Source organism: Streptomyces hyaluromycini (genome assembly GCF_002217755.1).
Taxonomy (GTDB): Bacteria; Actinomycetota; Actinomycetes; order Streptomycetales; family Streptomycetaceae; genus Streptomyces; species Streptomyces hyaluromycini.
Window position 1 is genome coordinate 619,729 of sequence record NZ_BCFL01000018.1, and the last position, 25,176, is coordinate 644,904.

The window sequence follows — 25,176 nt, forward strand, 5'->3', positions numbered from 1 at the left end:
TCGTAAGGTCTCTTCGTGAGGTCTCTTCGTGAGGTCTCTTCGTGAGGTCTCTTCGTGAGGTCTCTTCGTGAGGTCTCGCGGTTCTCGCCGGGCGCTTCGTCGGTCCCGCGGTCGGGTCCGCCCTTGATGGATCCCGACGGCCCCCGCATATGCTCTCAGCTCGTACAGACTGCCGGGAAACACACGAGCGAGGGTGGGCGGCCGGGATGGGTGAGCAGAGCGTGCGGTGGGGGATCCTGGCGACGGGCGGGATCGCGGCCGCGTTCGCGGCGGACCTGGTCGATCTGCCCGACGCGGAGATCGTGGCGGTGGCCTCGCGGTCCCCGGAGTCGGCGGCGGGGTTCGCCGAGCGGTTCGGGATCGGGCGGGCGTACGGCGACTGGGAGTCGCTGGCCCGGGACGAGGACGTCGACATCGTGTACGTCGCCACTCCGCACTCGGCGCACCGGGCGGCCGCCGGGCTGTGTCTGGAGGCCGGGCGCAACGTGCTGTGCGAGAAGGCGTTCACGGTCAACGGCCGTGAGGCCGGGGAGCTCGTGGCGCTGGCGAAGGAGCACGACCGCTTCCTGATGGAGGCGATGTGGATGTACTGCAACCCGCTGGTGCGGCGGCTGACGGCGCTGGTCGCGGACGGGGCGATCGGCGAGGTGCGGACGGTGCAGGCGGACTTCGGACTGGAGGGCCCGTTCCCGCCGGCGCACCGGCTGCGGGACCCGGCGCTGGCCGGGGGCGCGCTGCTCGACCTGGGGGTGTACCCGGTGTCGTTCGCGCACCTGCTGCTCGGCGAGCCGGACGGGATGTCGGCGCGAGCGGTGCTCTCGGACGAGGGCGTCGATCTTCAGACGGGTGCACTGCTCTCCTGGGAGAGCGGCGCTCTCGCAGCGGTGCACTGCTCCATCGTGGGCGGCACCGGCACCACCGCCTCGGTCACCGGTTCGCGCGGCCGCATCGACATCCCGGACGGCTTCTTCAACCCCGAGCGCTTCGTGCTGCACCGCGACGGCCGGGACCCGGAGGAGTTCGCCCTGGACCCGGCCGACGGGCCGCGCAACACACTGCGCCACGAGGCCCGCGAGGTCATGCGCGCGCTACGGTCCGGCGAGACCGAATCCCCACTCGTACCGCTGAACGGCACCCTCGCGGTCATGCGCACCCTGGACACCCTCCGCAACCAGATCGGCGTGCACTACCCGGGCGAGCTGTAAAAACGCCCCCGAAGTAAAGGCGCCCCGAGCTCTTCTGGCGCCCCGAAGTGAAGCGCCCCGATAGGGGCGCGGGGCTGTATCTGATATGCGGCTCCGCCGCGTGGGCGCGACCAGCCACAACGGCGCGGCACCCGACCAAGCACGCAACGCGGCCCTCCCCAGCAGAGCGCCTACGCTGCGACCCCATGAACACCAAGCAACCAAAGATCGCGGTGGTCACCGGCGCCGGTTCCGGCATCGGCCGCGCCGTGGCCACGGAGCTGCTCCGGGCCGGCTGGTCGGTGGCGCTGGCCGGCCGGCGCCCGGCGACGCTGGAGGAGACCGCGGCGCTGGTGCCCGAGGGCGCCTCGCTCGCCGTACGGACCGACGTCGCGCAACCCGGCGACGTGACCGGGCTGTTCGCGGCGGCCGTGGACCGGTTCGGGCGGGTGGACCTGCTGTTCAACAACGCGGGGATCAACGGCCCCCGCGACGTGCCGGTCGAGGACCTGCCCTACGACGCGTGGCGGCACGTCGTGGACACCAACCTCAACGGGGCGTTCCTGTGCGCGCAGGCGGCGTTCCGGCAGATGAAGGAGCAGGAGCCGCAGGGCGGGCGGATCATCAACAACGGGTCCGTCTCGGCGCACACGCCCCGCCCGCGCTCCGTCGCCTACACCGCGACCAAGCACGCGCTCACGGGACTGACCAAGTCCCTGTCCCTCGACGGACGGCCGTACGGCATCGCGGTCGGGCAGATCGACATCGGCAACGCGGCGACGGACATGACGGCCCGGATGCAGACCGGCGCACTGCAGGCGAACGGGGAGATCGCCCCGGAACCCGTGATGGACGTGGCCGACGTGGCGCGGACCGTGCGGCACATGGCCGAGCTGCCGTCGGCGGCGAACGTGCAGTTCGCGACGGTGCTGGCGACGGCGATGCCGTACGTGGGCCGGGGCTGAACCGCCGTTCAGTCGGACAATCCACAACCTGCACAACCGGAATTCAGACGTCCGCGGTATTGCGGCCGGTAACGGGCCTATGCTCGACTCTCCTCCACCAGAACTTCACAGTTGGGGCTCTGGCATTCCGCAGCCCGCCGACCACACCGAGGGGGGAGGCGGCAGCCGTTCCACCGGACCGGGTGGGGGTGGACCCGCGTGGGACCGCGGGTACGCACCGGTGGGTGGGGCGGCTGCCGCGTGACGTCAACCGGCCGGTGTGTCACCCGGGTCGGGGACAGCCGCGGTAGCGGCAGCGGCCGCCCGCCGTCGCCGGCGCAGCGCCCACGTCCCCGCACCCAGCAGCGCGAGCGCTCCCGCCGCGCCGCCCGCGAGCGGCCACGGCGACGTCCCGGAGGACGCCGAACCGGCCGCCGCCGTCCCCGAACCGGCCGCCCCCGCGGCCCCCTTGCCCTTCGACGGCGACGCGCTCGCGCTCGCCCCGCCCTCGCTCAGCGGATCGACCAGCGTGCCCACCGGCCGCGCCGAACCCCCCTTCCCGAAACCCCAGTCGAGCAGCGCGGCGGTCTGCTCGTACACGGCGTTGGTGCCGGGGTCCGGGTGCATCACGGTGACCAGCAGGGTGCGGCCGTCCCGGGTGGCACCGCCGGTGAAGGTGTTGCCGGCGTGGCTGGTGTAGCCGTTCTTCACGCCGAACAGGCCCTTGTAGACGTCGAGCCCCCAGGCACCGGTGAGCAGGCGGTCGGTGTTCTGGATCTGGAAGGTCTTCTTGCCGCCGGCCGGGAAGTTCGCGGTCCGCGTGCCGCAGTAGCCGCGGAAGTCGTCGTCCTTCAGCCCGTGCCGGGCGAAGAGGGTCAGGTCGTACGCCGACGAGAGCTGGCCGGGGTGGTCGAAGCCGTCGGGGCTGACCACATGGGTGTCGAGGGCCTGCAGGTCGGCCGCCTTGGCCTGCATCTCGGCGACGGTCTTCGCGATCCCGCCGTTCATGTGGGAGAGCACGTGCACGGCATCGTTGCCGGAGCGCAGGAAGACGCCCTGCCACAGCTGCTCGACGGTGTAGGTGAGGCCGGGCTTGATGCCGACCAGGCTGGAGCCGGCCGGGACGTCGGAGATGTCGGAGTCCTTGACCTGGTAGCGCTCGGTCCGCTCGAACTTCTTCAGCACGGTGTCCGCGAAGAGCATCTTCAGGGTGGAGGCGGGCGCCAGCCGCCGGTGCGCGTTGTACGAGGCGAGCACCTCACCGCTGTCGCAGTCGGCGAGCAGCCAGGCGCGGGCGGTGATCTTCTTCGGCAGGCCGGTGGCACCGCGCACCTGTATGCCGCCGCGGGCCAGCCGCTCGCCGCCTATGACGGCGGCGGCCGTGGCAGTGGCGGCGGCCGTGGCGGTGGCGGCCGAGGCGGGAGCCGCCGCGGACAGGGGAAGAGCGGCGGCCGTCAGTCCAAGGGCGGCACGCCGTGTCAGCCGAGAGGAATCGCGCATCCCGGGACCGTACACCGCAGGCCACCGGGGCTACCTGGCAGTACCCCCTCGCCCGCCCAGGAATTTCCTGTCTTATGAAAGTTTGCTAAGACCTCCCCGTTTCTCAGCTCTGACACATCCTTTACCCAGGGCTGCTCAAAGGTTTCTCCCTAGCTTGAGCTCGCGTCCACAGCGGGCGCCAAGAACCTTCGAGGAACGGGATGTTTGGCATCTATCTCAAGCGCGAGCTGGGCCGCAGAAAGAAGGCGGCCCTGGTCATCGCTCTGGGTCTGGCGCTCGGTATCGCGCTGGTCATCACGGTCAACTCGGTGTCGGCCGGCATGACCCAGGCGCAGGACAAGGTCCTCAAGTCGCTGTACGGCCTCGGGACCGACATGACGGTCACCAAGGCCCGTACCGCGCCGACCTCGGGCAGCTCCGGCGGTCCGAACTTCAAGTTCGACGCCAAGTCCAGCAGCAGCTCCACCCAGAGTTCGGACCGGGTGCAGACCCAGGGCGGTCAGGCCCTGAAGTCGTCCCTGGTCACCAAGGTCGCCGACCAGACGGGCGTGGAGAGCGCGGTCGGAGCGCTCTCCCTCAACGTCACCAAGGTCGACGGCTCCTTCACCCAGGGCAAGGCGAAGTCCTCCACCAGCGGGAGCAGCAGCACCAGCGGCGGCGGCCAGGGCCAGCCGGGCGGCGGCACCGCCACCGGTCAGCCGCAGGTCCAGGGCGGCGGCGCCAACTTCAACGTCAACAGCTACTCCGTGGCCGGCGTCGACGTGGCCCACCAGGGCCTCGGCCCGCTGTCCACCATGAAGATCACCACGGGCAAGACCTTCACCTCCGCGCAGACCAGCGCCAAGGTCGCGGTGGTCAGCAAGTCGTACGCCAAGGAGAAGAAGTACAAGGTCGGCTCGACCTTCAAGATCTCCAGCACCAAGTTCACGGTCATCGGCATCGCGACCCCGGACAGCAGCGAGTCCGACACCGACGTGTTCGTGCCGCTGAAGGTCGCGCAGACCCTCGGCGACGCCAAGAACCAGGTCACCACGATCTACGTCAAGGCGACCGACTCCAAGCAGATCTCCGCCGTGAAGAAGGAGATCACCGCCAACATCTCCGGTACGACGGTCACCACCTCCGCCGACCTGGCGTCCACCGTCTCCGGTTCCCTCTCCACCGCCTCCAGCCTGGCGACCAGCGTCGGCAAGTGGCTGTCCATCGCGGTGCTGGTCGCGGCCTTCCTGGTGGCGGCCCTGCTGACCTCCTCCGCAGTGTCCCGCCGGGTGCGTGAGTTCGGCACCCTGAAGGCGCTCGGCTGGCCCTCGCGCAACGTGACCCGCCAGGTCGTCGGCGAGTCCATGGTCAACGGCCTGATCGGCGGCGCCCTCGGCATCGCCCTCGGGCTGGGCGCGGCCTACGCGGTCACCGCGATCAGCCCGAAGCTGACCGCCCAGGTGGGCAGCACCGGCGGTGGCGCGGGCGGCGGCCCGGGCGGCGGCGGTCCCGGCCAGCAGGCCTCCCAGAACACCCTGGAGATCGCGCTGTCCGCGCCCGTCTCCCTGACCACCATCGCGCTCGCGGTCGGCCTCGCGGTCACCGGCGGTCTGATCGCCGGCGCGATGGGCGGCTGGCGCGCCTCCCGGATGCGCCCGGCCGACGCCCTGCGCAGCGTCTCGTAACTCCCCGCCCCCCTCGAAGCCGGGGCGCCGCTTCCACTCCCCCCGGGACGCGGCGCCCCACCCCCTTACCAGCCAGTGGAGAACCCATGTACAGACTCACCGGAGTCACCAAGCGCTACACGCGGGGCAAGGAGACGGTCGAGGCGCTGCGCGGCGTCGACCTGACCATCGAGGACGGCGACCAGCTCGTCATCCAGGGCCCGACCGGCGGCGGCAAGTCGACCCTGCTCCAGATGATCGGCGGCCTGGACCGCCCGACCGAGGGCAGCGTCGAACTGGACGGCGTCGACCTCGCCCGGATCAGCGAGACCAAGCTGACCCGGCTGCGCGCCGAGAAGATCGGCATCATCTTCCAGTCGTTCAACCTCATCCCGACGCTCACCGCCCAGGAGAACGTCGAGACGGCCCTCGTCCCGCTCGGCATCAAGCCGGCGGAGCGTCGCGAGCGGGCGGCGGAGGCCCTGCGCTCGGTGGGCCTGGGCGAGCGCCTCACGCACGCCCCCTCCGAGCTGTCCGGCGGCCAGCAGCAGCGCGTCGCGATCGCCCGCGCGCTGGTGAAGAAGCCGAAGGTGCTGCTCGCCGACGAGCCGACCGGCAACCTCGACGAGGGCACCCGCGACGACATCATGGCCCTGCTGGAGGGCCTGTGGCACGAGTACGGGCTGACGTTCATCATGGTCACCCACGACTCCTCCATCGCCCGCCGCGCCCCGCGCCTGGCCACCATCAAGGCCGGCGAGATCGCCCTCACCGAGCAGGGCGGCGGACAGCGGTACGCGCAGCAGGCGGCGGCCGGTCACGGCCAGCAGCAGGCGGCGGCGTACGGCGGTCCGCAGGGCCAGCAGCCGTACGTGCAGCAGCAGTACGGCGGCGGTCAGGGCTACTGACCGCGGTCAGTGGGCGGCCGGGGCCGCTCACCGCCCGAGGAGACGGTCGATCTCGGCCATCTGCTCGGCGGTGAGCGGCCCCTTCGCGATCGCGCCGGCGTTCTGCTCGGCCTGCGCGACGGACCGGAAGCCGGGGATCGGGACCGTGCGCGGGCTGCGGGCCCAGATCCAGCCGAGGGCGCCCTGGGCGAGGGTGCGGCCGTCGCTAGTGAGGAGATCGCGCAGGGCCTCGATCCGCTCGACCCACGCGGGATCGGCGCCGTCGCCGTCCCCGAACCCGGGCAGCCAGGCCGGGGGCCTGCTGCGGATGTCGCCGGCCGCGGCGCCCGCCCGCCGCCCGCCCAGCAACCCCATGGCGAGCGGGCTGCGGTTGACGGCGGCGAGGTCCGACTTCTCGGCCAGCGCGATGAGTTGCGGAGCATCCTGGAGCACGTTGAGGGTGTGCTGCACGGCCGCGCAGTGCGGTCCCTCGGCGAAGACGGCGGCGCGGGCGGGGTCGTCGGTGCTCCAGCCGTAGGCCCGGATCAGCCCCTCGCCGACCAACTCCTCGCAGACGTCGCGGAGTTCGGCGGCTCGGGCCGGGTCGGCGTCGGAGAGGTGGAGCTGGTAGAGGTCCACGTGGTCGGCGCCCAGGCGGCGCAGGGAGGCGGTGAGGGCGCGGCGGACGTGGGCCGGGGAGTCGTCGCTGCCGGTGAGCGTACGGCTCCCCTCGTCGAAGACGTTGCCCCACTTGGTGGCGACGACCACGTCGTCCCGGCGCTTGCCGAGGGCTCGGCCGAGGACGCGCTCGCTGTGGCCGGCGCCGTAGGTGTCGGCGGTGTCGAAGAACGTCACGCCGAGGTCGAGGGCGCGCTGGACCGCCCGTACGGACTCCTCGTCGTCGACCTTGCCCCAGCCGAGCGGCTGGCCGGTGGCGTCCTGCCACTCGCCTCCGATCGCCCAGCAGCCGAAGCCGAGCGCGCTGACGCGGATGCCGGAACGTCCCAGGGTCCTGGTGGTGCTGTCGGTTTCCATGACCGAGACGCTAGGAGTTGAAGTGCACGCCAAGGCAAGGGAATTACCGGGCGGGCTGCTACGCCTCCCCGGTCTCGAAGCGGGAGATGCGGCCGTCGTCCTCGACCGTGAAGTCCCAGCGGGTGACCATCTCGCCCCAGGTGTCGTTGCGGTAGTGGGCGAGCAGGGAGCGGCCGCCGTTGGACTCGTTGTCGACGTCGAGGTGGCCGTTGGAGGAGAAGATCTCCCGGTCGATCCAGTCGTCGAGGTTCCGGTCGGAGCCGTCGTCCGCCATGGTCGCGTCCTCGGTGAGGAGCCTGCGGAAGCTGTCACGGTCGCTGGCGTTGACGGCGGTGACGAAGGCCCGGACGGCGGGGTCGCTGAGCTTGGCAGTCTTGATCGTCATGTCAGTCAGCCTCACATCGGCACCGGGGGCCCGCCACCCGAACGGCGGCGAGGAGGGGCCGACCGGGTGTGCCGGGTGCGACGGTGGAGACCTTCGTGATCCGCTGTCGCCGACGGGAGCCCTCGTGACCTGCTACGACCGACGTGACATGGGCCTGCTGCTGCTCCGGCTGGGGACCGGCGGGGTGCTGGCGGCGCACGGCGCGCAGAAGCTGTTCGGCTGGTTCGGCGGGGGCGGGATCGAGGGGACGGGCAAGTTCATGGAGTCGGTCGGGTACGCGCCCGGGACGCAGAGCGCGCTGGCGGCGGGGCTGGCGGAGGCGGGCGGCGGGACGCTGCTGGCGCTGGGCCTGGCGACCCCGGCGGCGGGGGCCGCGGCGGCCGGGGCGATGGCGGGCGCGACCGCCCTGCACATGCCGAACGGCTTCTTCGCCCAGGAGGGCGGGTACGAGTACGCGGCGACCCTGGCCCTGGCCGCCTCGGGCCTGGCCGTCGCGGGCCCCGGCCGGCTGTCCCTGGACCACGCGTTCGGGCACCTCTTCGACCGGGGCTGGATGGTCCCGGCGGCGCTGGGTGTGACGGCGGCGGTGACGGCGGCGGTGATCGGCGCACGGAACCGGCGGGTGCAGCGGGCCGAGGAGGGGAAGCAGGAGGCGCTGTTCGAGGATTAGCGGCCGGGCGGGGTGGCAGGCTCTCGGCCATGACGGAACAGCGGACGACACCGCCTGCGGAGGCCACGGACGCCCCGGACCTGTGGAGCTCCGTCGAGGACCTCTGGACCTGGCTGGACGCCGACCGGAAGCACGGCGGCGAGACCGGCCTCGTGCTGCGCATGCTCAAGCTCACGGAGGAGGTCGGCGAGGTCGCCCAGGCGGTGATCGGAGCGACCGGCCAGAACCCCCGCAAGGGCAACAGCCACACCTGTTATCTCTAGTAGGTCCTGAAGTTCAGTTACCTAAGTGACGTTTGCGCGTTCTCTACGTGACAGACAACTATCTTGGGGGACTTCAGTGACGTTAGCCGGACTCTCTTCCGTGCCCCGCGCCTACCGGGCCGAGAAAGCCATCAGGCCCGCTGACGGGGCAACGACGTGGATCGTCATCAGCAGGGACTACGAGATCCACCCTGAGGCGACTTCGTACCTGACCGCCCTGGCCTCCCAGGAGGACGCATCCGTCAATACCTTGCGCAGCTACGCGGGACGGGTGGCGCTGTATCTGTCCTACTGTGCGGAGTTCGGCATCTGCTGGTCGGCACCCACCGTCGTGCAGCTTGCTCAGTTCCTGCACTGGCTGGTTGACGAACCCCTGCCGGCCAGGAGTCAGAGGGTGCTTGCCGGGCCCCGGCACCGCAGTAAGAAGACCGCGAACGCGATCATGACCACCTCGTGCCAGTTCCTCAGGCACTGCTCCCTGCACGGGTGGGTCACCGCAGACTTGATCGCCCTGCTGACCGAGCCGAGGCTTCTCCACCACATGCCGGCCGGTTACAACACCGGTGAGGACGATCAGTACCGCATTGTCCGTGCACGGAAGCTGAAGTTCAAAGTCGCGGTCTCCGGCTACGAGTACCTGACCGACGAGCAGATCCTCCGCATCATCGACCTCACGTGCCACGCTCGAGACCGGTTCCTGGTGACACTCCTGGCAGAAACGGGTGTGCGTATCGGGGAAGCCCTGGGCCTGCGGCGGGAGGACATGCACTTGCTGTCGAACTCGACGACGCTCGGGTGTCCCACGGTCGGCCCTCACATCCATGTGCGCCGTCGCCAGAACTCCAACGGAGCCCTGGCCAAGTCACGGCAGCCCCGATCGGTCCCCGTCAGTGACGACCTGGTCGGACTCTACGCCGACTACGAGTGGGAACGGGAGGCCGTATCCGAGGCCGCGTCCTGCGACATGACGTTCGTCAACCTGTTCCGTGCGCCCTTGGGCTCGCCGATGAAGTACCAAGCCACGTACGACCTGTTCGCGCGGCTTGCCAAACGGGTGGGCTTCGCCACCCGGCCGCACATGTTCCGGCACTCGGCTGCGACCCGGTGGATTCGCCAGGGCAAGCAGCGCCACGTGGTACAGAACTTGCTCGGTCATGTCAGCGAGCAGTCGATGGAGATCTACCTGCACGCCAGTGACCAGGAAAAGCGGGACGCTGTGACGGCGGTCTCGGAGATGCGAAGGGCCGCGCAGCGGTGAACGGCAGGGCCAACCTGGCGAGGAACGTGGGCGTCGCGGCTCTGCCGACTGATGATCACCTGCTTCGGTCCTGGAACGCCTGGCTTCGGGACGCCGTCAATATGAACTGGAGGCCCGGTGAATGGCACCCTCATGATCTGCTGTTCGTCGGAGACCCGGACAACTCGCTCACTGGATCTCGACGCTGCCGCCATCCTCTCTGCGGCTCCCCGACCGAGGGGCCGACGTACTGCGGAAGCTGCAACATCGATTACCGCGCGTCCAAACTGACGGAAACAGAGTTCGACCAGACTTTTGTCCCGCGACGCAACCGGAGGTTCCACGCCAGGCCTGAGCGGTGCGTTGTCCCCGCTTGCCGACGCGACAGGATCAAAGGGCAGCTCTGCCACAGCCACTACTCGGTCTGGCGCAGCCATGTACGCAGGACTTACGGCCACGATGCCAGGATCAGCCGTTACGCGGCTGAGCGTGAGGCATGGGCAACCGCACAAGAGCCGTTCCCCGGGCTGCCTCTGTGCGCGGTCCGAGGGTGCCGAAGCGAGGAGAGCCTTCCGACGCACCTCTGCTATGCGCACCGCAACTTGTGGGCGGCGTACGCCCGCGAGAGCGGCCGGGACAGCAGCGAGGACCTGGCCAGGTGGACCGAGACCCGGGTGCCGTTCCTCCTCCAGAACGAGTTCAGCCTCGTTCCTCTTGAGGAGACGACGCGCCTTGAGCTGCTTTACGCCCTCCAGAAGAGGGACGCACGTGGCCAGGTTCTCCGCCCGACTCAGGTCAGGAAGATCGTCAAGCTGTTCACCGGCATCCCCTCTGTGGCTCTCGCGGTTGGCGCCACGCCTGGCCCTTCCGACACCACATGCACGGCGACTCAGTCTCTGATCAAGGAGGTCAAGCGGGACATCACCAGGGGCCTCGACGCGTACCGCGGTATCGACGAGACCGCCAAACCGGTGTGGGACCTGCGGGCGCTCGACACCCCTCTACCGGCACGCACGCGGACCGGGTTTCGCGTGCGTGAGGGCGAGATCGACTTCACCCCCATCCTCCAGCCCTGGCTAAGGGAAGTAGCAATGCACTGGGCTCGCACGACGAGTCCGGGGTCCTCGTCTCTTCGTGACCGGCTCCTGGCCTGCTCGATCGCCGCTCAGGCCCTCGCTACCCGGCGTGCTGGTTCCGACCCAGCCGGACTGGGTTTCGCGGACATGACGGCAGTCGTCAACGAGTTCAGGGTGTCCGTTCGCAGAGACGGGAAGCCACGCAGCAACGACTCCCGGGCCCGGCTACTGAAGCTCTTCACGGAGCTCCTGGAATTCGGCCGAAGCGAAGGAGTCCTTGATGATCTCTCTCCTCGGTTCGTTCTCCATACGAACGAGCACCGCATCAAGCGGGACAAAGTTGATGAGGACAACATCGGCAAGGCCGTCCCCGAGTCGGTCGTCGCTCAGCTCGACAAGCACCTCGACCTCATCGGTGTGGGGATGACCTACGGCAGCATGCCGACCGGCTGCATCCGGGCCATGTTCCGCACGGTCTACGTGCTGCTGAGAGACACCGGACGCCGTCCCAACGAGATCGGCGCTCTCGGCCTGGGCTGCCTGGAGTACGACGGCGGTGAGTACCAGCTGATCTGGGACAACACCAAGGCAGGTAGGCTCCGGCGACGCCTCCCCCTGGACAGCGACACCGTCAGCGCGGTGAAAGAGTGGACATCGGTCCGAGAGCGACTCGACCTGCCTTCTCGTGCCCTCCCCTTCCTGTTCCCGGCGATCACCGACAACGCCGCCACCGGTCACCTGACCACCGGGAACATCGGTGCCGCCATCCGGACATGGGCCGATTCAATCCCGGAGATCCACTCCGAAGAACTCGGCCCGGACGGCACACCATTGCCTTTCGACCGATCGCTGATTTACCCGTACGCCTTCCGCCACACCTTCTGCCAGCGATACGCCGACGCCGGTATGTCGCAACACGTCCTCCAGGATCTGATGGATCACAAGTCCGCTGACACCACCGCGGCTTACTACAAGGTGAGCATCAAGATGAAGCGGGAGGCCATCAACACCATCAAGAGCCTGACCACCGACCGCTTCGGCAATCCTGCTCCGATGAGATCGAACACAGCTTACGAGATGCGGTCGGTGGCAGTGGCGTTCGGGAACTGCATCGAACCCACCAACGTGAAGGCCGGCGGGAAAGCGTGCCCCATCCGGTTCCAATGCGCTGGCTGCGGCTCCTACCGCCCCGATCCCTCCTACCTGCCCGCCGTTGAGGAGCACATCCGTGCATTGAAAGCGGACCGTGAGGTCGCTGCCGCCGCGGGAGCAGCCGAGTTCGTCATCCGGAACCTGGACGACCAGATCACCGCGTTCCAGGGCGTCCGTGAGAATCAGAAGGAGAAACTGGCTTCGATGCCCGATGAGATACGACACGAGGTCGAAGAGGCCAGCAAGGTTCTACGAAAGCTCCGTGCTGGGGCCTCGGGTGCTGTGAGCCTGGGCATGCCCGCATTCGGCCCTCCGGAGGTAGTCGCATGACGAAGGAGCCGCGTACGCCAGCTCAGGTGCTCCTTGAATCCCGGCAGAAGGCCAGCCGGGAGAAGAGGGCCAAGGTGCTCGCCGTGGTGGACATGATGAAAGCCGATGGCGACCCGATCACGTTCCTCGCAGTCGCCAAGCGGGCTGGCGTCTCAAACTGGCTTGTCTACGCCGGGGGGGTCCGCGAGCACATCGAAGCCGCTCGCGCGGGCCAGGCGGTCGGCGTAACTCGGCAGCGCAAGGAAGGGGCGGCGGCCAGCGCCGCGAGCCTGGCAACCGACCTTGAGTTCGCGCGTGCCCAGGTCCGGGCACTCACCGAGGAACGTGACCGGCTCAGGGCAGCCGTGCAGCGCAGCCTCGGCGAACGGGTCGACGCTGTCTCGGCCAAGGACCTGGTCGCCCGTGTTCAGGAGCTGACCGTCGCCAACCAACAGCTGGCCGCGAAGTTGGCCCGAGCCGAAGCGGACCGAGACAGCCTGCAGGACGATTTGGCCGAGGCACAGGACGACCTGGCGGCCGCCCGGACGGCCCTACGGAACATGATGCGCGACCAGAACCGCGACTCAACGTGATCGCCCCTCAGGTGGCTCGCAGGCGGCCCAAGACCAGCAGCAGCCGTGCGAAGCTGGGGTCGCCACTGCCGACGCTGATCGCGCACATGCAACGACGCCCCCTCCCCCGCACGGAAGACACGCCAAATGAGCCGTCCCGCGATACCCGACCTGGCCTGGTGGCGCGGGGACCCCGAGCGATGGGAACTTCTGGAGTTCGACGGGCAGCATACTGAGGATGGGCTGCCCATAGACGCCCGCTGGGAGGACAGGCAGCAGGTCCTCGAAGCCCTGGTCCGGGATCCTTGTCAGGACGACGGGAATTTCGCCCGGTTCCTGTTGCTTCAGGAGATGCGGTGGCATGGGCACTCCTGGGGATTCAGCCACAGCATCGAACTCGCCGCCCTGCGGATCGCCGGGGAACGCCACGTCGAGGACGTCTGGCTCCTGTGGGAAGCCGTCTGCCGGAGCTTCGACACCTGGTGCGGCCTTCCTCACCACCTGCTGCTCGCCGCCGGAGTGTCCATCACCACGGAGTACGTCAAAGGCTCTGACCATCCCCAGCGGGACAACCTGTTGGAGCACCTCGGGAAGATCTCCCAGGTCACAGACGAGGAGGTCGCCCAGACACTGAGCCAGCGGCGCCGCTACTACGGCGAGATCCTCGACGAGCTGAACGGGGAGTGAGACGGCGTGGAGATCACCGTGCAGTGGGTACGGACATCGTGGACCAAGGAGTCTCGGGGAGGTGAGAGCGCCGCGCGCAGGAATGCCGCCCCGATCGGGTTCCCTCTTCCACATGCATCGAGGTCGCTGGCGCACGTGGTGCGCATGCGTGAGGAGGACGGTTTTCAGCCTCATGACGCTCTTGAGGACCTGGGTAAGGTCGATGTCCAACTCCGCGAAGCCGAAGGACGCCTGCGGGTCTTCCCGCGAGTGCAGCCTTTGTTTGCCCTGCCGCCGCGGCGACGACGCCTGCCGGCCGTGCGACTTGTTCCCGGGCAGTGGGTCCGTTGGCAGCTGAACTACCGCTTCAGCAGCGCACTGGGGATCCGGGACTGGTCCTACTGGCTGGACACCTTCAATATCGCCTACGGACCGGTGACCACTGACCTGTTCTGTGGAACGCCTGACTTCTTCTTCGACGAGCAGGGCCCCGTCCGCTAGCGCTGGCCGACTTGACCCGCGAGAGGTTGTGGCTCCCCTGCCATCATGTGCCCGTGGTCACCATGGAATCCTCACACGCCCCCGACCAACTACTCCGCGCCCAGCTGATGCAGGTGCTCAGCGGCATCAAGCCCTGGGACGATCAGGAGCAGTCACACCTAGCTGCAACAGCAGAGTGGATCACCAGCGGAGCGCCTCTCTACAGGACGCTGAAGCCCGCCACCCCCGCGAAGCACCTGGTCAGCTACTTCGTCGTGCTCGATGAGACGCGCGAGGAGCTCCTACTCGTTGCCCACCGCAAGGCCGGCTTGTGGCTTCCCAGCGGCGGCCACGTCGAGCCGACAGAGGATCCGTGGCACACGGTCCGTCGTGAATGCCGCGAAGAGCTGCGCATCGAAGCCGTACCCGCCTCGATCACCGGGGACCGCCCGATCTTCCTCACCGTCACACGGACTCGCGGCCAGGGGCAGCACACTGACGTGTCCTTGTGGTATGTCCTGCGGGCAGAGGCAAGCCAGGTCACTTCCTTCGACGAAGCCGAGTTCGACGCGATCAAGTGGCTCTCCCTGGACCAGGTCCTCGCCACGCCAGAGGACACCCTCGACCCCCACATGCACCGATTCACTCGCAAGCTAATGAGCCTCCTGGCGCTGCACGGGAGCACGCGGTGATGGCCTTCAGCCGTCAGGAGTAGACGTGCCTCACGTGACTGACAGTCATAATGAGCCCTGACCAGTATGTATAGGCAGGCAACCCCAGATAACACCTGGGAGGACGTACAGGGCGAGCTGTGCGACGTGGTGATCACGGCGCTGGTGGCGCTGCGGACGCTGACGCCGGACCCGGCGGGGGTGTTCGGACGGCATCTGGCCGGAGTGACGGAACGCTCACTGGGACCGGCCGCCACCGCCCGGACGGCGGACCGCGAGGATCCGGACGGGAGCCGGCCTGCCTGAACCGGTCGGGGGCAGGGCAGACGGTCCCGGTCGCGGCGGACGGGACGGTCCGACCGGCCCTCCTCGCCGCCACCACGCCCTCCGGCTACGAGGCACACCCCGAAGGGGGTTATGGTCCTCACGCACCGAGCCGGGTTCCGCCTGCGGGCCGCACGTGATCGGCGCACCGTCAGGGGTGGCGGGGCGGACCTGCCGCGGCGCCCCGAAGCCGCCGTGCCCCGCAAGGAGGAAGGCCATGTCCGATGCCGAGAGCCTGACCCGGCTTCTGGTCTCGCTGGGTGTCCGCCGCGGCGGTGTCCTGATGGTCCATGCCTCCCTGAGCGGCACCGGACTGGGCCCGTCCGAGGTCCGGGACGCGCTGCTGGCCGCGGTCGGCCCGGACGGCACGCTCGTCACCCCCGCCTTCACCCCGGAGAACTCCGACACCTCGCGCGCGCACCGGACGCTCGTCGAGGGGTGGTCCGAGGAGGAGATACGCGAGTTCCGGGCGAAGATGCCGCCCTTCGTACCGGACGAGACGCCGTGCCCGGCCATGGGAGCGCTGGCCGAGACCATACGGACCACGCCGGGCGCCCGGCGCAGCACGCACCCGCAGTCCTCGCTCGCGGGACTGGGGCCCCGCGCGGCGGAGTTGCTCGCCCGGCACCACCCGCACTGCCATCTGGGCGAGGAGTCCCCGCTCGCCGCACTGTACGAGGCGGACGCCCAAGTGCTGCTGCTGCGCGCGGGGTTCGACGCGTGCACCGTGTTCCACCTGGCCGAATACCGGGTCCGGCCGCCCCTGCCCACACGGGTCTACCGGTGCGTCACCGGGACCGTGGGCAACTGGACGTCGTACGAGGATCTCGTGCTGGACGACGGGGACTTCGCCGCGATCGGGGCGCGGCTGCCGAAGGGGCTCCTGGCGGAAGGGGACTGGGCCGGCAGGCCGGTCGTACTGTTGCGGATGCGTGATGCCGTCGACAACGCGGTGCTACAGATGTCCAGATTTCGCACGGAAATCGCCTGACACAGGATCAAGGCATCTTTCTTCGGTCGGCCCAACGGTCTGGTGGACGCGCGAAGAGCTCTGACAGAGCATGGACATGGAACGTATCGGTGCGACATCTCGGCACTCGGCACCACTCAGACGCTCAGGGTCAGGGGGAGCAACAACCGATGGATGCGCCTCAGCAAAGCAGCCGCAATGCATGCCTGGTGAAAGTCAAAGGGCTCTCGCCCGATCGGCTGGCGGCACTGGCCGGCACGAACACGGCGTTCGGCCTCGCCCTACAGCGCCACCTTCAGAAACCGGACAGTCCGCAGGTAACGGCCTACGTCGTCTTCAACAGCGCGCTGTGACCGGGCGGGAGCTCGGGCCCGCCGGACCGGGGGGTCCATCGGGTGTTCCCTTACGCCAGTTCCTGTTGAAGATCCACAGCCGGTGCAACCTGTCCTGCGACTACTGCTACGTGTACTTCGCCGCCGACCAGAGCTGGCGGGAACAGCCCGTCGTCATGAGCCTGGACACCGTGCGGCGGGCCGCGGACCGCATCGTCGAGCATGCGCTGGAGCACCGGCTGCCCTCCGTGCGGGTCATCCTGCACGGCGGAGAACCGCTGCTGGTGGGCAGGAAACACCTCTCCGAACTGCTCGCCGTCCTCCGCGAACGCCTCGACCCGGTGACCCGCTTCCACTGTTCGCTCCAGACCAACGGGACGCTCCTCACCCCGGGCGTCCTGGAGCTGCTGCTCGATCACCGGGTCGAGGTGACGGTGAGCCTCGACGGTCCGCCCGCGGCACACGACCGGCACCGCCGGTTCGCGGACGGCCGCCCCAGCCATGCACAGGTCGCCGCGGCGCTGGGACTTCTCGGCCGCCCCGGATACCGCGACCTGTTCGTCGGGCTTCTGTGTGTCGTGGATCTGGCCAACGATCCCGTCGAAACCTACGAGGCACTCCTCGACTTCGCCCCACCGCGCGTCGACTTCCTTCTGCCGCACGGAACTTGGCGGCATCCGCCGCCCGGTCTGGAGGACCGGACGGCACCTCCGCGCCATCCGCCGGACCCCGAGGGACGACATGAGCGGATCCCGTACGCCCAGTGGCTGATCCCCGTCTTCGACCGCTGGTTCGACGCACCACGACGGGAGACGTCGGTGCGCATGTTCGAGGAACTCATGTCCGGTCTGTTCGGGGACCCCGTGAACGCGGAGGCGTTCGGGCTGACGCCGCATGATCTCGTGGTCGTGGAGTCCGACGGGACCCTGGAGGACTCCGACTCCCTCAAGGTCGTGGCACCCGGCGCTCCGGCCACCGGACTCGACGTCTTCCGGAACTCCTTCTCCGAAGCCCTGTCGACGGACACCATGCGCCGACGGCAGTCGGGCGCGCACGGCCTCGGACAGGTCTGCCGGGACTGCGCGTTCACCACCGTCTGCGGGGGCGGCCTGTACTCCCACCGCCATCATCCGGCGACCGGATTCGCCAACCCCTCGGTCTACTGCGCGGATCTGGCCGCCCTGATCGCCCACATGCGTCGCCGCATGAACGAGAGTCTGGTGCGCCCCCTGTGAGCCGGGCACGGGCCGACACGCGCTCCCCGTCGAAGAAGTACTCAACAGAGCAAGGAGAGTTGAACGCCTTCGGGATGGGGATAGTGCATATGAACTCGGACCCTGCCGACCAGGGTTCCGCACGGAGCAAGGGGGGTATTGTCTGCTGTCTCGGCACTGCTCTATCACGGCAAGGACTGAGGGGTACCGGTTGGGGGGTGATGAGGTGTGGAGGTCCATTGTTTCGTGCTCACTTCCGCCGGCGCCGGACACCCTCCAAGGCGCGCAGTGTGACCCGCTTCACCACGTGAACCCCGTGGAAGCTGCAGGTCAGGGACTCATTGGAACCGTATTTCTTCCTGAGCTATGCGCGCAGGCGGGGCCCCCGGGTCCTGATCAAGCGGTTTTACGACGATCTTTGCACCGAACTGCGCGACTTGCGCGCAAAAACCGGCGAACCCTTCGGACGGCCTTACCTCGACGTCCTGTCCCTCCAGGTCGGCCAGGACTGGAACGCCAGCCTGAGCGATGCCGTCGGTCACTGCCGCACCATGGTGGCGCTGTACACCCCCGACTACTTCCGCAGCGACTTCTGCGGCAGGGAGTGGAAGGCGTTCGAGGACCGGCAGCGCACCCTGCGCGAGGTGACGGGAGTGGACGCGCGAGCGCTCATCCCGGTGCTGTGGGAGCCCGTACCGGCCGTGCCCGCCGGCGCCGACCACATACAGTACGAGAACATCGACTTCGGCGAGGATTACGCCCGGTCGGGGCTGAGACGCCTTCTCGTCATGGATCCGGGCGGCGAGTACCGGCGGATCGTCAAGCTCCTCGCACAGCAGGTGCTGATCGCGGCGGAACACTTCCGCATCCCCGTGGCGAACGGTCTCGATCTCAAGGCGCCGGAAGCCGCGGGCCCGTTCCCCTCGGCGTCCGACCTCGCGGCACCGGGCAGCCACGCCGTGCTGCTGGTGGCCGCACGGACCGCCGCGACAGCGCATCCCCACTCGGCGGACCCCCGGTGCCCGTGCCACGGCGACAGCCCCGCCGACTGGAATCCGTTCCACGCCGAGCACGAGGAACCGCTGGTCGCGCATGCGAAGCACCTTCTGGAACAGAGCGGCTTGACCGTGCGGACCGAGACGGTCTCGGACCTGCTCGGTCAGCACCTCGAACGGGCACGCGCGCAGGGACAGGTCGCGATCCTCCTGGTGGAGGCATGGGCCGCGGCTGACGAGACGTATCGAAACGCCCTTCGGGCATACGACCGGGAGAACCATCCCGGCAGTGTCGTCATCGTCCCGTGCGGAGCGGACGAGGCAGGTGAATCGTCACAGAGCAAGGCCTATTGGGAGACGGTACGCGGTGCGTTCCCGCTGAACTGGGCGAGCGGCGCCGGCGAGCCCTTGCCGTTGGTCCAGCTGGGTGCTTTATCAGACGATTTCGACGGTCTCCTCCATGCGGTCGTTGCCAAGGCGAGCAACCACCTTTTCTCTTTCCTGGGAGAAGAGGAGGTGCACCGGACCGCCCCCGCGCCCTTGCCCATCCTGAACGTCGTGCCCGCCATCCGCCCCACACCTTCGAGAGCCGGAGCAAGGAGCAGGACCGATGACCCATGATGACCACGGCCGGGGCACCATCATCACCTTCTACTCCTTCAAGGGCGGCACAGGGCGCACGATGGCGCTGGTCAACACCGCCTGGATCCTGGCCAGCAACGGCCTGCGCGTGCTCGTGGTGGACTGGGACCTGGAGGCGCCGGGACTCCACACGTACCTGAGGCCGCTGCTCGCCGACCCCGAACTCACCGAGAGTTCAGGCGTGATCGAGTTGGTCCAGACCTTCACCAGGAATGCGACAGCGCAGACCGTGGGCCCCCGGGCCGAAAGCGGAGGGGTACTCGCACCTCCACCGCCCGACGCCTCGGGATCCCGGCAGCATGCCCGGATCGACGAGTACGTCGTGGGAACGGACCTGCGGCTTCCGCCCGGCGGGAAACTCGACCTGCTGCCGGCCGGCGCTCAGGACCCGGCGACGTACGCCGTCAAGGTCGGTACCTTCGACTGGGGCATGTTCTACCGCGTGGGTGGCAACAACCTGCTGACCGCGTTGCGTGAGGAACTCGCGGCGCGTTATGACTACGTGCTGATCGACAGCAGGACCGGTTTCAGCGACACGGCGGGCATCTGCACGGTGGTGCTGCCCGACATCGTGGTCGACTGCTTCACCCTGAGCCGGCAGGGTGTCAACGGCGCCGTCCAGGTGGCGAAGTCGATCCGCCAGCAGTCCAACCCCCAGCGCGACATCCGCATCGTGCCGGTGCCCATGCGCGTCGAGGACGCCGGCCGCGACCGCCTGGAGGCCGGGCGCTACCAGGCCCGCAGTCTGTTCGCCCAGTACCTGGACTGGATGCCCGAGGACGAGCGCGACGTCTACTGGAACAGCGTCGAGATCCCGTACAAGGCCAGCTACGCCTACGAGGAGATCCCCGCCACCGTCGGGGAACGCCGCCAGGACGGCACGCTGCTCGCCGCCTTCGAACGGCTCACCGCCCGGCTCACCGACAACCGGGTGACCCGGCTGGGCAACATGTCCGAGACCTACCGTCAGCGGCTGCGACGGGAGTACGAACGCAACTCGCCCACCAGCCGCAAGGACTTCTACATCAGCTACGCCGCCCCGGACCGTCTGTGGGCGGACTGGGCCGCGGCAGCGCTCCGGGCGGCGGGCTTCGAGGCGAAGCTCGCACCGGTCGAGGCCACGGATGTCTCGCCCGCCTCCACGGCACTGGCCGGCGTGGAGCGCACCCTCGCCGGCGAGGCGCGCCTCGTCGCGCTGCTCTCCCCGCGCTACACGAAGCTGAAACAGGCCCGGGACATCTGGCAGCGCGTCAGCCGCAGGGATCCGAACGGCGAGAACGGCATGGTCATCCCGGTGCGTGTCGACGACTCCTCGCTGCCGACGGAGTTCTCCACCACCTCCCTCGCCGTCAGTCTCGTCGGGGTCTCCCCCGAGGAGGCCGTGATTCGTTTGCTGACCACCGCCGACCGGGACCAGCAGTCCGGAGGCGGTGCCGGGCGCATCGCGGCGAGCGTGGTCCCGTCCACCAGGCTCCCGGGCACTCCTCCGAAAGTGTCCCGGCTGCCCCAGCGCAACGCCGTGTTCACGGGCCGTCGGGAGCTGATCGAACGGCTGCGGGACAGCCTGCTCTCGGGCGGTGCCACCGCCGTGCTGCCCCAGGCCCTCTACGGACTGGGCGGTGTCGGAAAGACGCAACTCGCCCTGGAATACGCACATAGGTTCGCATCTGACTATGACGTGGTCTGGTGGATCAACGCCTCGGAAGGCCAGCAGATCCGACAGGACCTCAGCGCCCTGGCCGAGGATCTCGGGCTGGCCACCAGCGGCAAGGACCTGCGCGCGATATGCAGCGACGTGCTGAACAGGCTGCGTCAGGGCAATCCTCCTCAATCCCGGTGGCTCCTCGTCTACGACAACGCCGAGAACCCCGGCGATCTGAACGAGCTGCTTCCCGACAGCGGACCGGGTCGGCATGTCCTCATCACCTCCCGCAACCCCGGGTGGGACGAACGCGCGGAGCGCCTTGAGGTCGACCTCTTCAGCCGAGACGAGAGCGTGGATCTGCTCCGCCGTTACAACGCCCGGCTGACGCGGGCGGAGGCGGACCGGGTGGCGGAGGAACTCGGGGACTTCCCCCTCGCCGTCAGCCTCGCCGCGGCCTCGCTCCAGCAGTCGGCCCTGCCCGTGGACACCTACGTGGAGATGCTTCGTAGCCAGATGACCGACATCCTGCGCAGCCAGCCTGCGCCCGAATACCCGACTCCCGCAGCGGCCACCTGGCTGCTCTCGCTCAACCAGTTGCGGGAGCGGATGCCCGCGGCCGCCGCGCTCCTGCAGCTGTGCGCGTTCTTCGGACCGGATCCCATCCCGCAGAGCCTGCTCGAGAACAAGATCTCCCGTAGGTTGCTTCAGCGCGACGATCCGAGCCTGTCCAACCGGCTCATGATGGGCAGGCTGTACGGGGAGATCAAGCGCAACGGGCTCGCGCAGATCGACGAGCGCACCAACACCCTCACCCTGCACCGGCTGGTCCAGCGGGTCCTGAGGGATCAGCTCAGTACCGAGGAACAGAGTGAGATGCACAAGCGCGTCCACTCCGTCCTCGGCGAGGGCAACCCCAACGACCCGGAGAACCCCGACCTCTGGCCCCAGTACGCGGCGCTGTTGCCTCACCTGCGGCCCACCCAGGCCGAGAAGAGCGACGACACCGAGGTACGGCAGTGGATCTGCGACACGGTCCGCTATCTGTGGCGCAGCGGCGACGCCGCGACGGCCGACCAGACGGCCGAGCGCGTACTGCGCACCTGGACCGAGCTGTTCGGGGACGACGACGAGCTGGTGCTCCAGCTGCGTACCGAACTCGGCAACGCCCTGCGTGACCAGGGCCGGCTGGCCGAGGCGTTCGAAGTGACCCGCGACGCCTACGAGCGCGGACTCCGAGTCCTCGGCGAGGAGCACCCGTACACCCTCAACGCGGCCATGAGTCTGGGCGCCGACCTGCGCGGTGCCGGGCGCTACCAGGAAGCCATGGAGAGCGACCGGGAGACACTTGAGCGGGCACGCCGGGTGTACACCGAGTCCCATCCGCGGGCGCTGTCGGCGGCCAACAACCTCGCCGTGTCCGAGTTCCTCTTCGGCAACCGGAGGGCCGCGCGCACCATCAACCAGGACGTCCTCAAGCAGTTCCAGGAGATCTACGGCCTGGACCAGCGCTCCACCCTCAACTCGGCCACGAACTACGCGCGCGACCTGCGCGCCGCGGGAGAGTTCCACGAGGCACTGGCACTCATCGAGGACACCCTGGAACGCAGCCGGCGCGCGCTCGGCGACGATCACCTGGTCACGTTCCGGGCCTCGCTCGGGGCGGCCATTCTGTACCGCCGCCTCGGCGACTTCCAGAAGGCCTACACACTGACCAACGAAACGTACGAGCAGTGCCGGAAAGTGCTCGGTGACGAGCACCCCGACACCCTGGCCGTCGCGACGAACCTGTGCTCCGACCGGTACGACCGGGGCGATGCCGTCGACGGGCGGAACCTCGCCAAGGACACCTTCGACCGCTACGAGCGACGGTTCGGCGAGGACCACGTGTTCACCCTCACCAGCGCCACCAACCTGGCGATCCTGCTGCGCCTCACAGGTGAGCGGGAGGAGGCGCTCCGGCGGTCGGAGCAGACCCTCGACCGCTTGCGGCGCCTGCTGCGCCCCGAGCACCCGTACACCCTCACCTGCATGCTGAACCACGCGACGGACCTGTCGGAGAACGACCGCCGCCGGGAGGCCGTCGCGATGGCTCGCGGAGCGTACGAAGGCCTGAGGGAGGTACTCGGCGCCGACCACTATCTGACGATCGCCGGGGCCTCGAACCTCGCCGTGCTGCTCCGTCAGGTCCAGCCGGACGAGGCGGAGCAACTGCACGACGCAGCCGAACAGCGGGCACGGGAGAGCAGGGAACTCGGCGGCGAACACCCCATGACCCGGTCGGTCACCGCGTGGCGGCCCATCGACGCGGACATCGAGCCGCCCGTCACCTGACCGGAGGTGCGGGATGAGGAGGGGGCGGCGGACAGAGTCCGTCGCCCCCTCCTCATCCCGCCAGCATCTTCAGCTCCCGCCGATGCCACACCACCGGACTCCGGTCGTCGTCCGTCATCATGGCGAGGACGCGCAGCACGATGATGTCGTGGTCGCCGGCCGGGTAGGTGTGCTCGACGGTGCACTCCAGCCAGATCGGGGCGCCCTCCAGGAAGATGGCGCCCGATTCCGTCTCCAGCGTGCCGAGGCCGACGAGGCGGCCCTCCTTGCTGCGGGAGGCGAGCTGGCGGGCCTTGCCGCTGTGTTCCTCGCCGAGGACGGAGACGCCGACGGTCCGGGCGCGGGCGAGCGCCGGCCAGGTGGTCGAGGTGTGCTGGATGGCGAAGGAGACCATGGGCGGGCGGTGCGAGACGCCGACGGCGAACGAGGAGACGATCATGGCGGTCGGTTCGCCGTGGACGCGTGCGGAGAGGGCGGCGACGCCCGACGGGAACGCGGAGAACGCCCCTTGTATGTCACCGGGGTCCGAGGTGAAGCCCGCCGGGGTCGTCATCGTGCGGTCCTCGCCTTCGCCGCGTCGGGCACGGCCGGGCCCCGCCGGGCGGGGCGCGGGTTGTCGGTGACGGCGGCCGTCTTCATCAGGCGACTCCTGTGGGTAGGTGCGGGGTGGCCGTGCTGGTTCCGGGAGGTCCCGCCCCGGGGTGGCGGCCGGTCTGGAGGAGGGTGGCGGCGAGGAGGGTGAGCAGGCCGGCGGCGGCGAGCACGGCGAGGGTGGCGGCATAGCCGAACCCGGTCAGCAGGACGGCGCAGACCGCACTGCCCAGGACCGCGCCGAGTTGTTTCATGGCGTTGAAGGCTCCCGAGGCCGCTCCGACCTCGTCCGGGGCGACCGTGGTCACGGCGGCGATGGAGAAGGGCGACCAGACGAACGAGTTGGCCACCCCGTACACCGCGAAGGCGGCGGTCAGCACGGGGATCGGCGCGTCCGTCGCGACCAGTGCCGCCGAGGCGCCGACGGAGAGGACGAGGGCGGCGGAGCCGGCGACGGCCACGGCGCGGGGGCCGATCCCGTTGTTGAGGCGGGCCGAGAGCGGGGCGCCGAGCACGCACACCACGCCCATCGGTACGAGGGTGAGCGCCGCCGTGCCGGGGGCGAGCCCGCGCTCCCGCTGGAGGTAGAGCATCAGCGGGATCATCGCCGAGCCCGAGCAGAAGGAGGCCGCGGCGGCACCCCAGGCCGCGGTGCCGAAGCCACGGCTGCGCAGTACGCCGATCGGGACCAACGCCCGCTGCCCGGAATGGCGTTGGAGCCGGACCACGGCCGCGACGAGCAGCGCGCCGAGGGCGGCGAGCAGCCAGCGCGGGATGCCCCACACGTCGGCGCGGGCCGCGTCGGTGCCCTGGACGCCGAGGACGAGTGCCCCGGCACCGGCCGCGTTCGCGCAGACCGCCCAGACGGGGATGACGGCCCCCTGCCGGGGCAGCGCGGGTACGAACGCGGTCACGGCGGCCATCGTCGCGATGCCCACGGGCACGTTGACCCAGAACACCGCGGGCCAGCCGCCGGCGGCGACGAGCAGGCCGCCGAGCAGCGGGCCGGCGGCCACCGCGGCCCCGCCGACCGCACCCCACACGCCGAGCGCGACGGCGAGGCGGGGCGGCTGGAACAGGGCCCTGATGAGGGTGAGGCACTGCGGGGTCATCAGCGCGGCGCCGATGCCCTGGACCACCCGCCAGGCGACGAGGGCCGCGGCGGTGGGGGCGAGCGCGCACAGCAGCGAGCCGAGCGTGAAGGCGGCGAGGCCGAGGAGGAGGACGCGCCGGTGGCCGTGGCGGTCGCCCAGCCGGCCCGCGACGATCAGGGGGACGGCGCAGGCGATGAGATAGCCGCTGTTGACCCAGATCGCGACGGTCTCGGTGGTGTGCAGGCCGCTGATCAGCGCGGGCAGGGCGACCGAGGTGACGGTGCTGTCCAGCAGCAGCATGAAGAAGCCCGCGCAGATGCCGGCGAGGGCGAGCCAGTCGCGCCGCTCGCTCCCTGCGGTCATC

21 protein-coding genes and 2 pseudogenes are annotated in these 25,176 nt (G+C 69.3%); 18 read left to right on the forward strand and 5 right to left on the reverse strand.

All coding sequences use genetic code 11. From position 1 onward, the window contains the following. Window positions 1-206: 206 nt before the first annotated feature. Both SSP29_RS15925 and SSP29_RS15930 read left to right on the forward strand, forming a co-directional pair. Window positions 207-1,205 (forward strand): Gfo/Idh/MocA family protein, encoded by a 999-nt coding sequence (locus SSP29_RS15925; protein ID WP_174855964.1) that lies wholly within the window; start codon window positions 207-209, stop codon window positions 1,203-1,205. Window positions 1,206-1,390: 185 nt separating this feature from the next. Then, the gene (locus SSP29_RS15930; protein ID WP_089101291.1) at window positions 1,391-2,149 is read left to right on the forward strand and encodes an SDR family oxidoreductase; all 759 of its coding nucleotides are present in this window, start codon (window positions 1,391-1,393) and stop codon (window positions 2,147-2,149) included. Window positions 2,150-2,395: 246 nt separating this feature from the next. Here SSP29_RS15930 and SSP29_RS15935 read toward each other — a convergent pair whose 3' ends face one another. Next, the gene (locus SSP29_RS15935) at window positions 2,396-3,628 is read right to left on the reverse strand and encodes a D-alanyl-D-alanine carboxypeptidase family protein (RefSeq protein ID WP_089101292.1); all 1,233 of its coding nucleotides are present in this window, start codon (window positions 3,626-3,628) and stop codon (window positions 2,396-2,398) included. A 200-nt stretch (window positions 3,629-3,828) separates the two neighbouring features. Here SSP29_RS15935 and SSP29_RS15940 point away from each other — a divergent pair, with 200 nt between their 5' ends. Together SSP29_RS15940 and SSP29_RS15945 are read left to right on the forward strand one after the other, a co-directional pair. Further along, entirely contained in the window at window positions 3,829-5,292 is a 1,464-nt protein-coding gene (locus tag SSP29_RS15940) for an ABC transporter permease (RefSeq protein WP_089101293.1), read from the forward strand. A gap of 86 nt (window positions 5,293-5,378) precedes the next feature. After that, window positions 5,379-6,179 (forward strand): ABC transporter ATP-binding protein, encoded by an 801-nt coding sequence (locus tag SSP29_RS15945; protein ID WP_150134261.1) that lies wholly within the window; start codon window positions 5,379-5,381, stop codon window positions 6,177-6,179. Window positions 6,180-6,206: 27 nt separating this feature from the next. Here the strand turns inward: SSP29_RS15945 and SSP29_RS15950 are convergent, their stop codons facing one another. Next, entirely contained in the window at window positions 6,207-7,193 is a 987-nt protein-coding gene (locus SSP29_RS15950; RefSeq protein ID WP_089101294.1) for an aldo/keto reductase, read from the reverse strand. Window positions 7,194-7,251: 58 nt separating this feature from the next. Next, window positions 7,252-7,578: a hypothetical protein gene (locus SSP29_RS15955; RefSeq protein WP_089101295.1), complete on the reverse strand. Its 327-nt coding sequence runs from the start codon at window positions 7,576-7,578 to the stop codon at window positions 7,252-7,254. 124 nt (window positions 7,579-7,702) lie between these two features. On the opposite strand from SSP29_RS15955, the gene SSP29_RS15960 reads away from it, so the two are divergent. The 14 genes and pseudogenes from SSP29_RS15960 to fxsT all read left to right on the forward strand — a co-directional run bounded on the left by SSP29_RS15960 (window position 7,703) and on the right by fxsT (window position 23,127). Then, on the forward strand, window positions 7,703-8,248 hold the full coding sequence (locus SSP29_RS15960; RefSeq protein ID WP_089101296.1) for a DoxX family protein: 546 nt from the start codon (window positions 7,703-7,705) through the stop codon (window positions 8,246-8,248). Window positions 8,249-8,277: 29 nt separating this feature from the next. Continuing rightward, window positions 8,278-8,499, forward strand: a pseudogene (locus SSP29_RS15965) (MazG-like family protein); the annotation flags it as partial. A gap of 112 nt (window positions 8,500-8,611) precedes the next feature. Then, window positions 8,612-9,769, forward strand: a complete 1,158-nt coding sequence (locus tag SSP29_RS15970) for a tyrosine-type recombinase/integrase (protein ID WP_174855965.1) — start codon at window positions 8,612-8,614, stop codon at window positions 9,767-9,769. A 581-nt stretch (window positions 9,770-10,350) separates the two neighbouring features. Further along, entirely contained in the window at window positions 10,351-12,306 is a 1,956-nt protein-coding gene (locus SSP29_RS15975) for a tyrosine-type recombinase/integrase (protein ID WP_245883106.1), read from the forward strand. After that, complete coding sequence (locus SSP29_RS15980) at window positions 12,303-12,878, forward strand: DUF6262 family protein (protein ID WP_089101297.1); 576 nt, start codon at window positions 12,303-12,305, stop codon at window positions 12,876-12,878. Before SSP29_RS15975 ends, SSP29_RS15980 begins: the two co-directional genes overlap by 4 nt. Window positions 12,879-13,004: 126 nt before the next feature. Continuing rightward, window positions 13,005-13,544 carry a hypothetical protein gene (locus SSP29_RS15985; protein ID WP_089101298.1) on the forward strand — a complete coding sequence of 180 codons (540 nt, stop codon included), beginning with the start codon at window positions 13,005-13,007 and terminating at the stop codon, window positions 13,542-13,544. A gap of 6 nt (window positions 13,545-13,550) precedes the next feature. After that, window positions 13,551-14,024 carry a hypothetical protein gene (locus tag SSP29_RS15990; RefSeq protein WP_089101299.1) on the forward strand — a complete coding sequence of 158 codons (474 nt, stop codon included), beginning with the start codon at window positions 13,551-13,553 and terminating at the stop codon, window positions 14,022-14,024. A 62-nt stretch (window positions 14,025-14,086) separates the two neighbouring features. Continuing rightward, a complete protein-coding gene (locus SSP29_RS15995; protein ID WP_089101636.1) occupies window positions 14,087-14,695 on the forward strand; it encodes an NUDIX hydrolase in 609 nt (202 codons plus the stop codon). A 90-nt stretch (window positions 14,696-14,785) separates the two neighbouring features. Continuing rightward, window positions 14,786-14,980, forward strand: a pseudogene (locus tag SSP29_RS16000) (hypothetical protein); the annotation flags it as partial. 235 nt (window positions 14,981-15,215) lie between these two features. Then, a complete protein-coding gene (locus SSP29_RS16005; protein ID WP_150134269.1) occupies window positions 15,216-15,989 on the forward strand; it encodes an AAC(3) family N-acetyltransferase in 774 nt (257 codons plus the stop codon). A gap of 149 nt (window positions 15,990-16,138) precedes the next feature. Next, window positions 16,139-16,321, forward strand: coding sequence for an FXSXX-COOH protein (locus SSP29_RS59735; RefSeq protein ID WP_245883107.1), 183 nt, complete (start codon window positions 16,139-16,141; stop codon window positions 16,319-16,321). Next, the gene (locus SSP29_RS16010) at window positions 16,318-17,535 is read left to right on the forward strand and encodes an FxsB family cyclophane-forming radical SAM/SPASM peptide maturase (RefSeq protein WP_275539759.1); all 1,218 of its coding nucleotides are present in this window, start codon (window positions 16,318-16,320) and stop codon (window positions 17,533-17,535) included. The genes SSP29_RS59735 and SSP29_RS16010 overlap by 4 nt, the downstream gene beginning before the upstream one ends. 320 nt (window positions 17,536-17,855) lie before the next feature. Continuing rightward, window positions 17,856-19,130, forward strand: a complete 1,275-nt coding sequence (locus tag SSP29_RS16015; protein WP_089101301.1) for a TIR-like protein FxsC — start codon at window positions 17,856-17,858, stop codon at window positions 19,128-19,130. Further along, entirely contained in the window at window positions 19,120-23,127 is a 4,008-nt protein-coding gene (fxsT, locus tag SSP29_RS16020) for an FxSxx-COOH system tetratricopeptide repeat protein (RefSeq protein WP_089101302.1), read from the forward strand. Before SSP29_RS16015 ends, fxsT begins: the two co-directional genes overlap by 11 nt. A gap of 52 nt (window positions 23,128-23,179) precedes the next feature. Here fxsT and SSP29_RS16025 read toward each other — a convergent pair whose 3' ends face one another. Together SSP29_RS16025 and SSP29_RS16030 are read right to left on the reverse strand one after the other, a co-directional pair. Next, a complete protein-coding gene (locus SSP29_RS16025) occupies window positions 23,180-23,680 on the reverse strand; it encodes a flavin reductase family protein (protein ID WP_089101303.1) in 501 nt (166 codons plus the stop codon). Between the two features lie 85 nt (window positions 23,681-23,765). Next, entirely contained in the window at window positions 23,766-25,175 is a 1,410-nt protein-coding gene (locus SSP29_RS16030) for an MFS transporter (RefSeq protein ID WP_089101304.1), read from the reverse strand. Window position 25,176 lies beyond the last annotated feature (1 nt).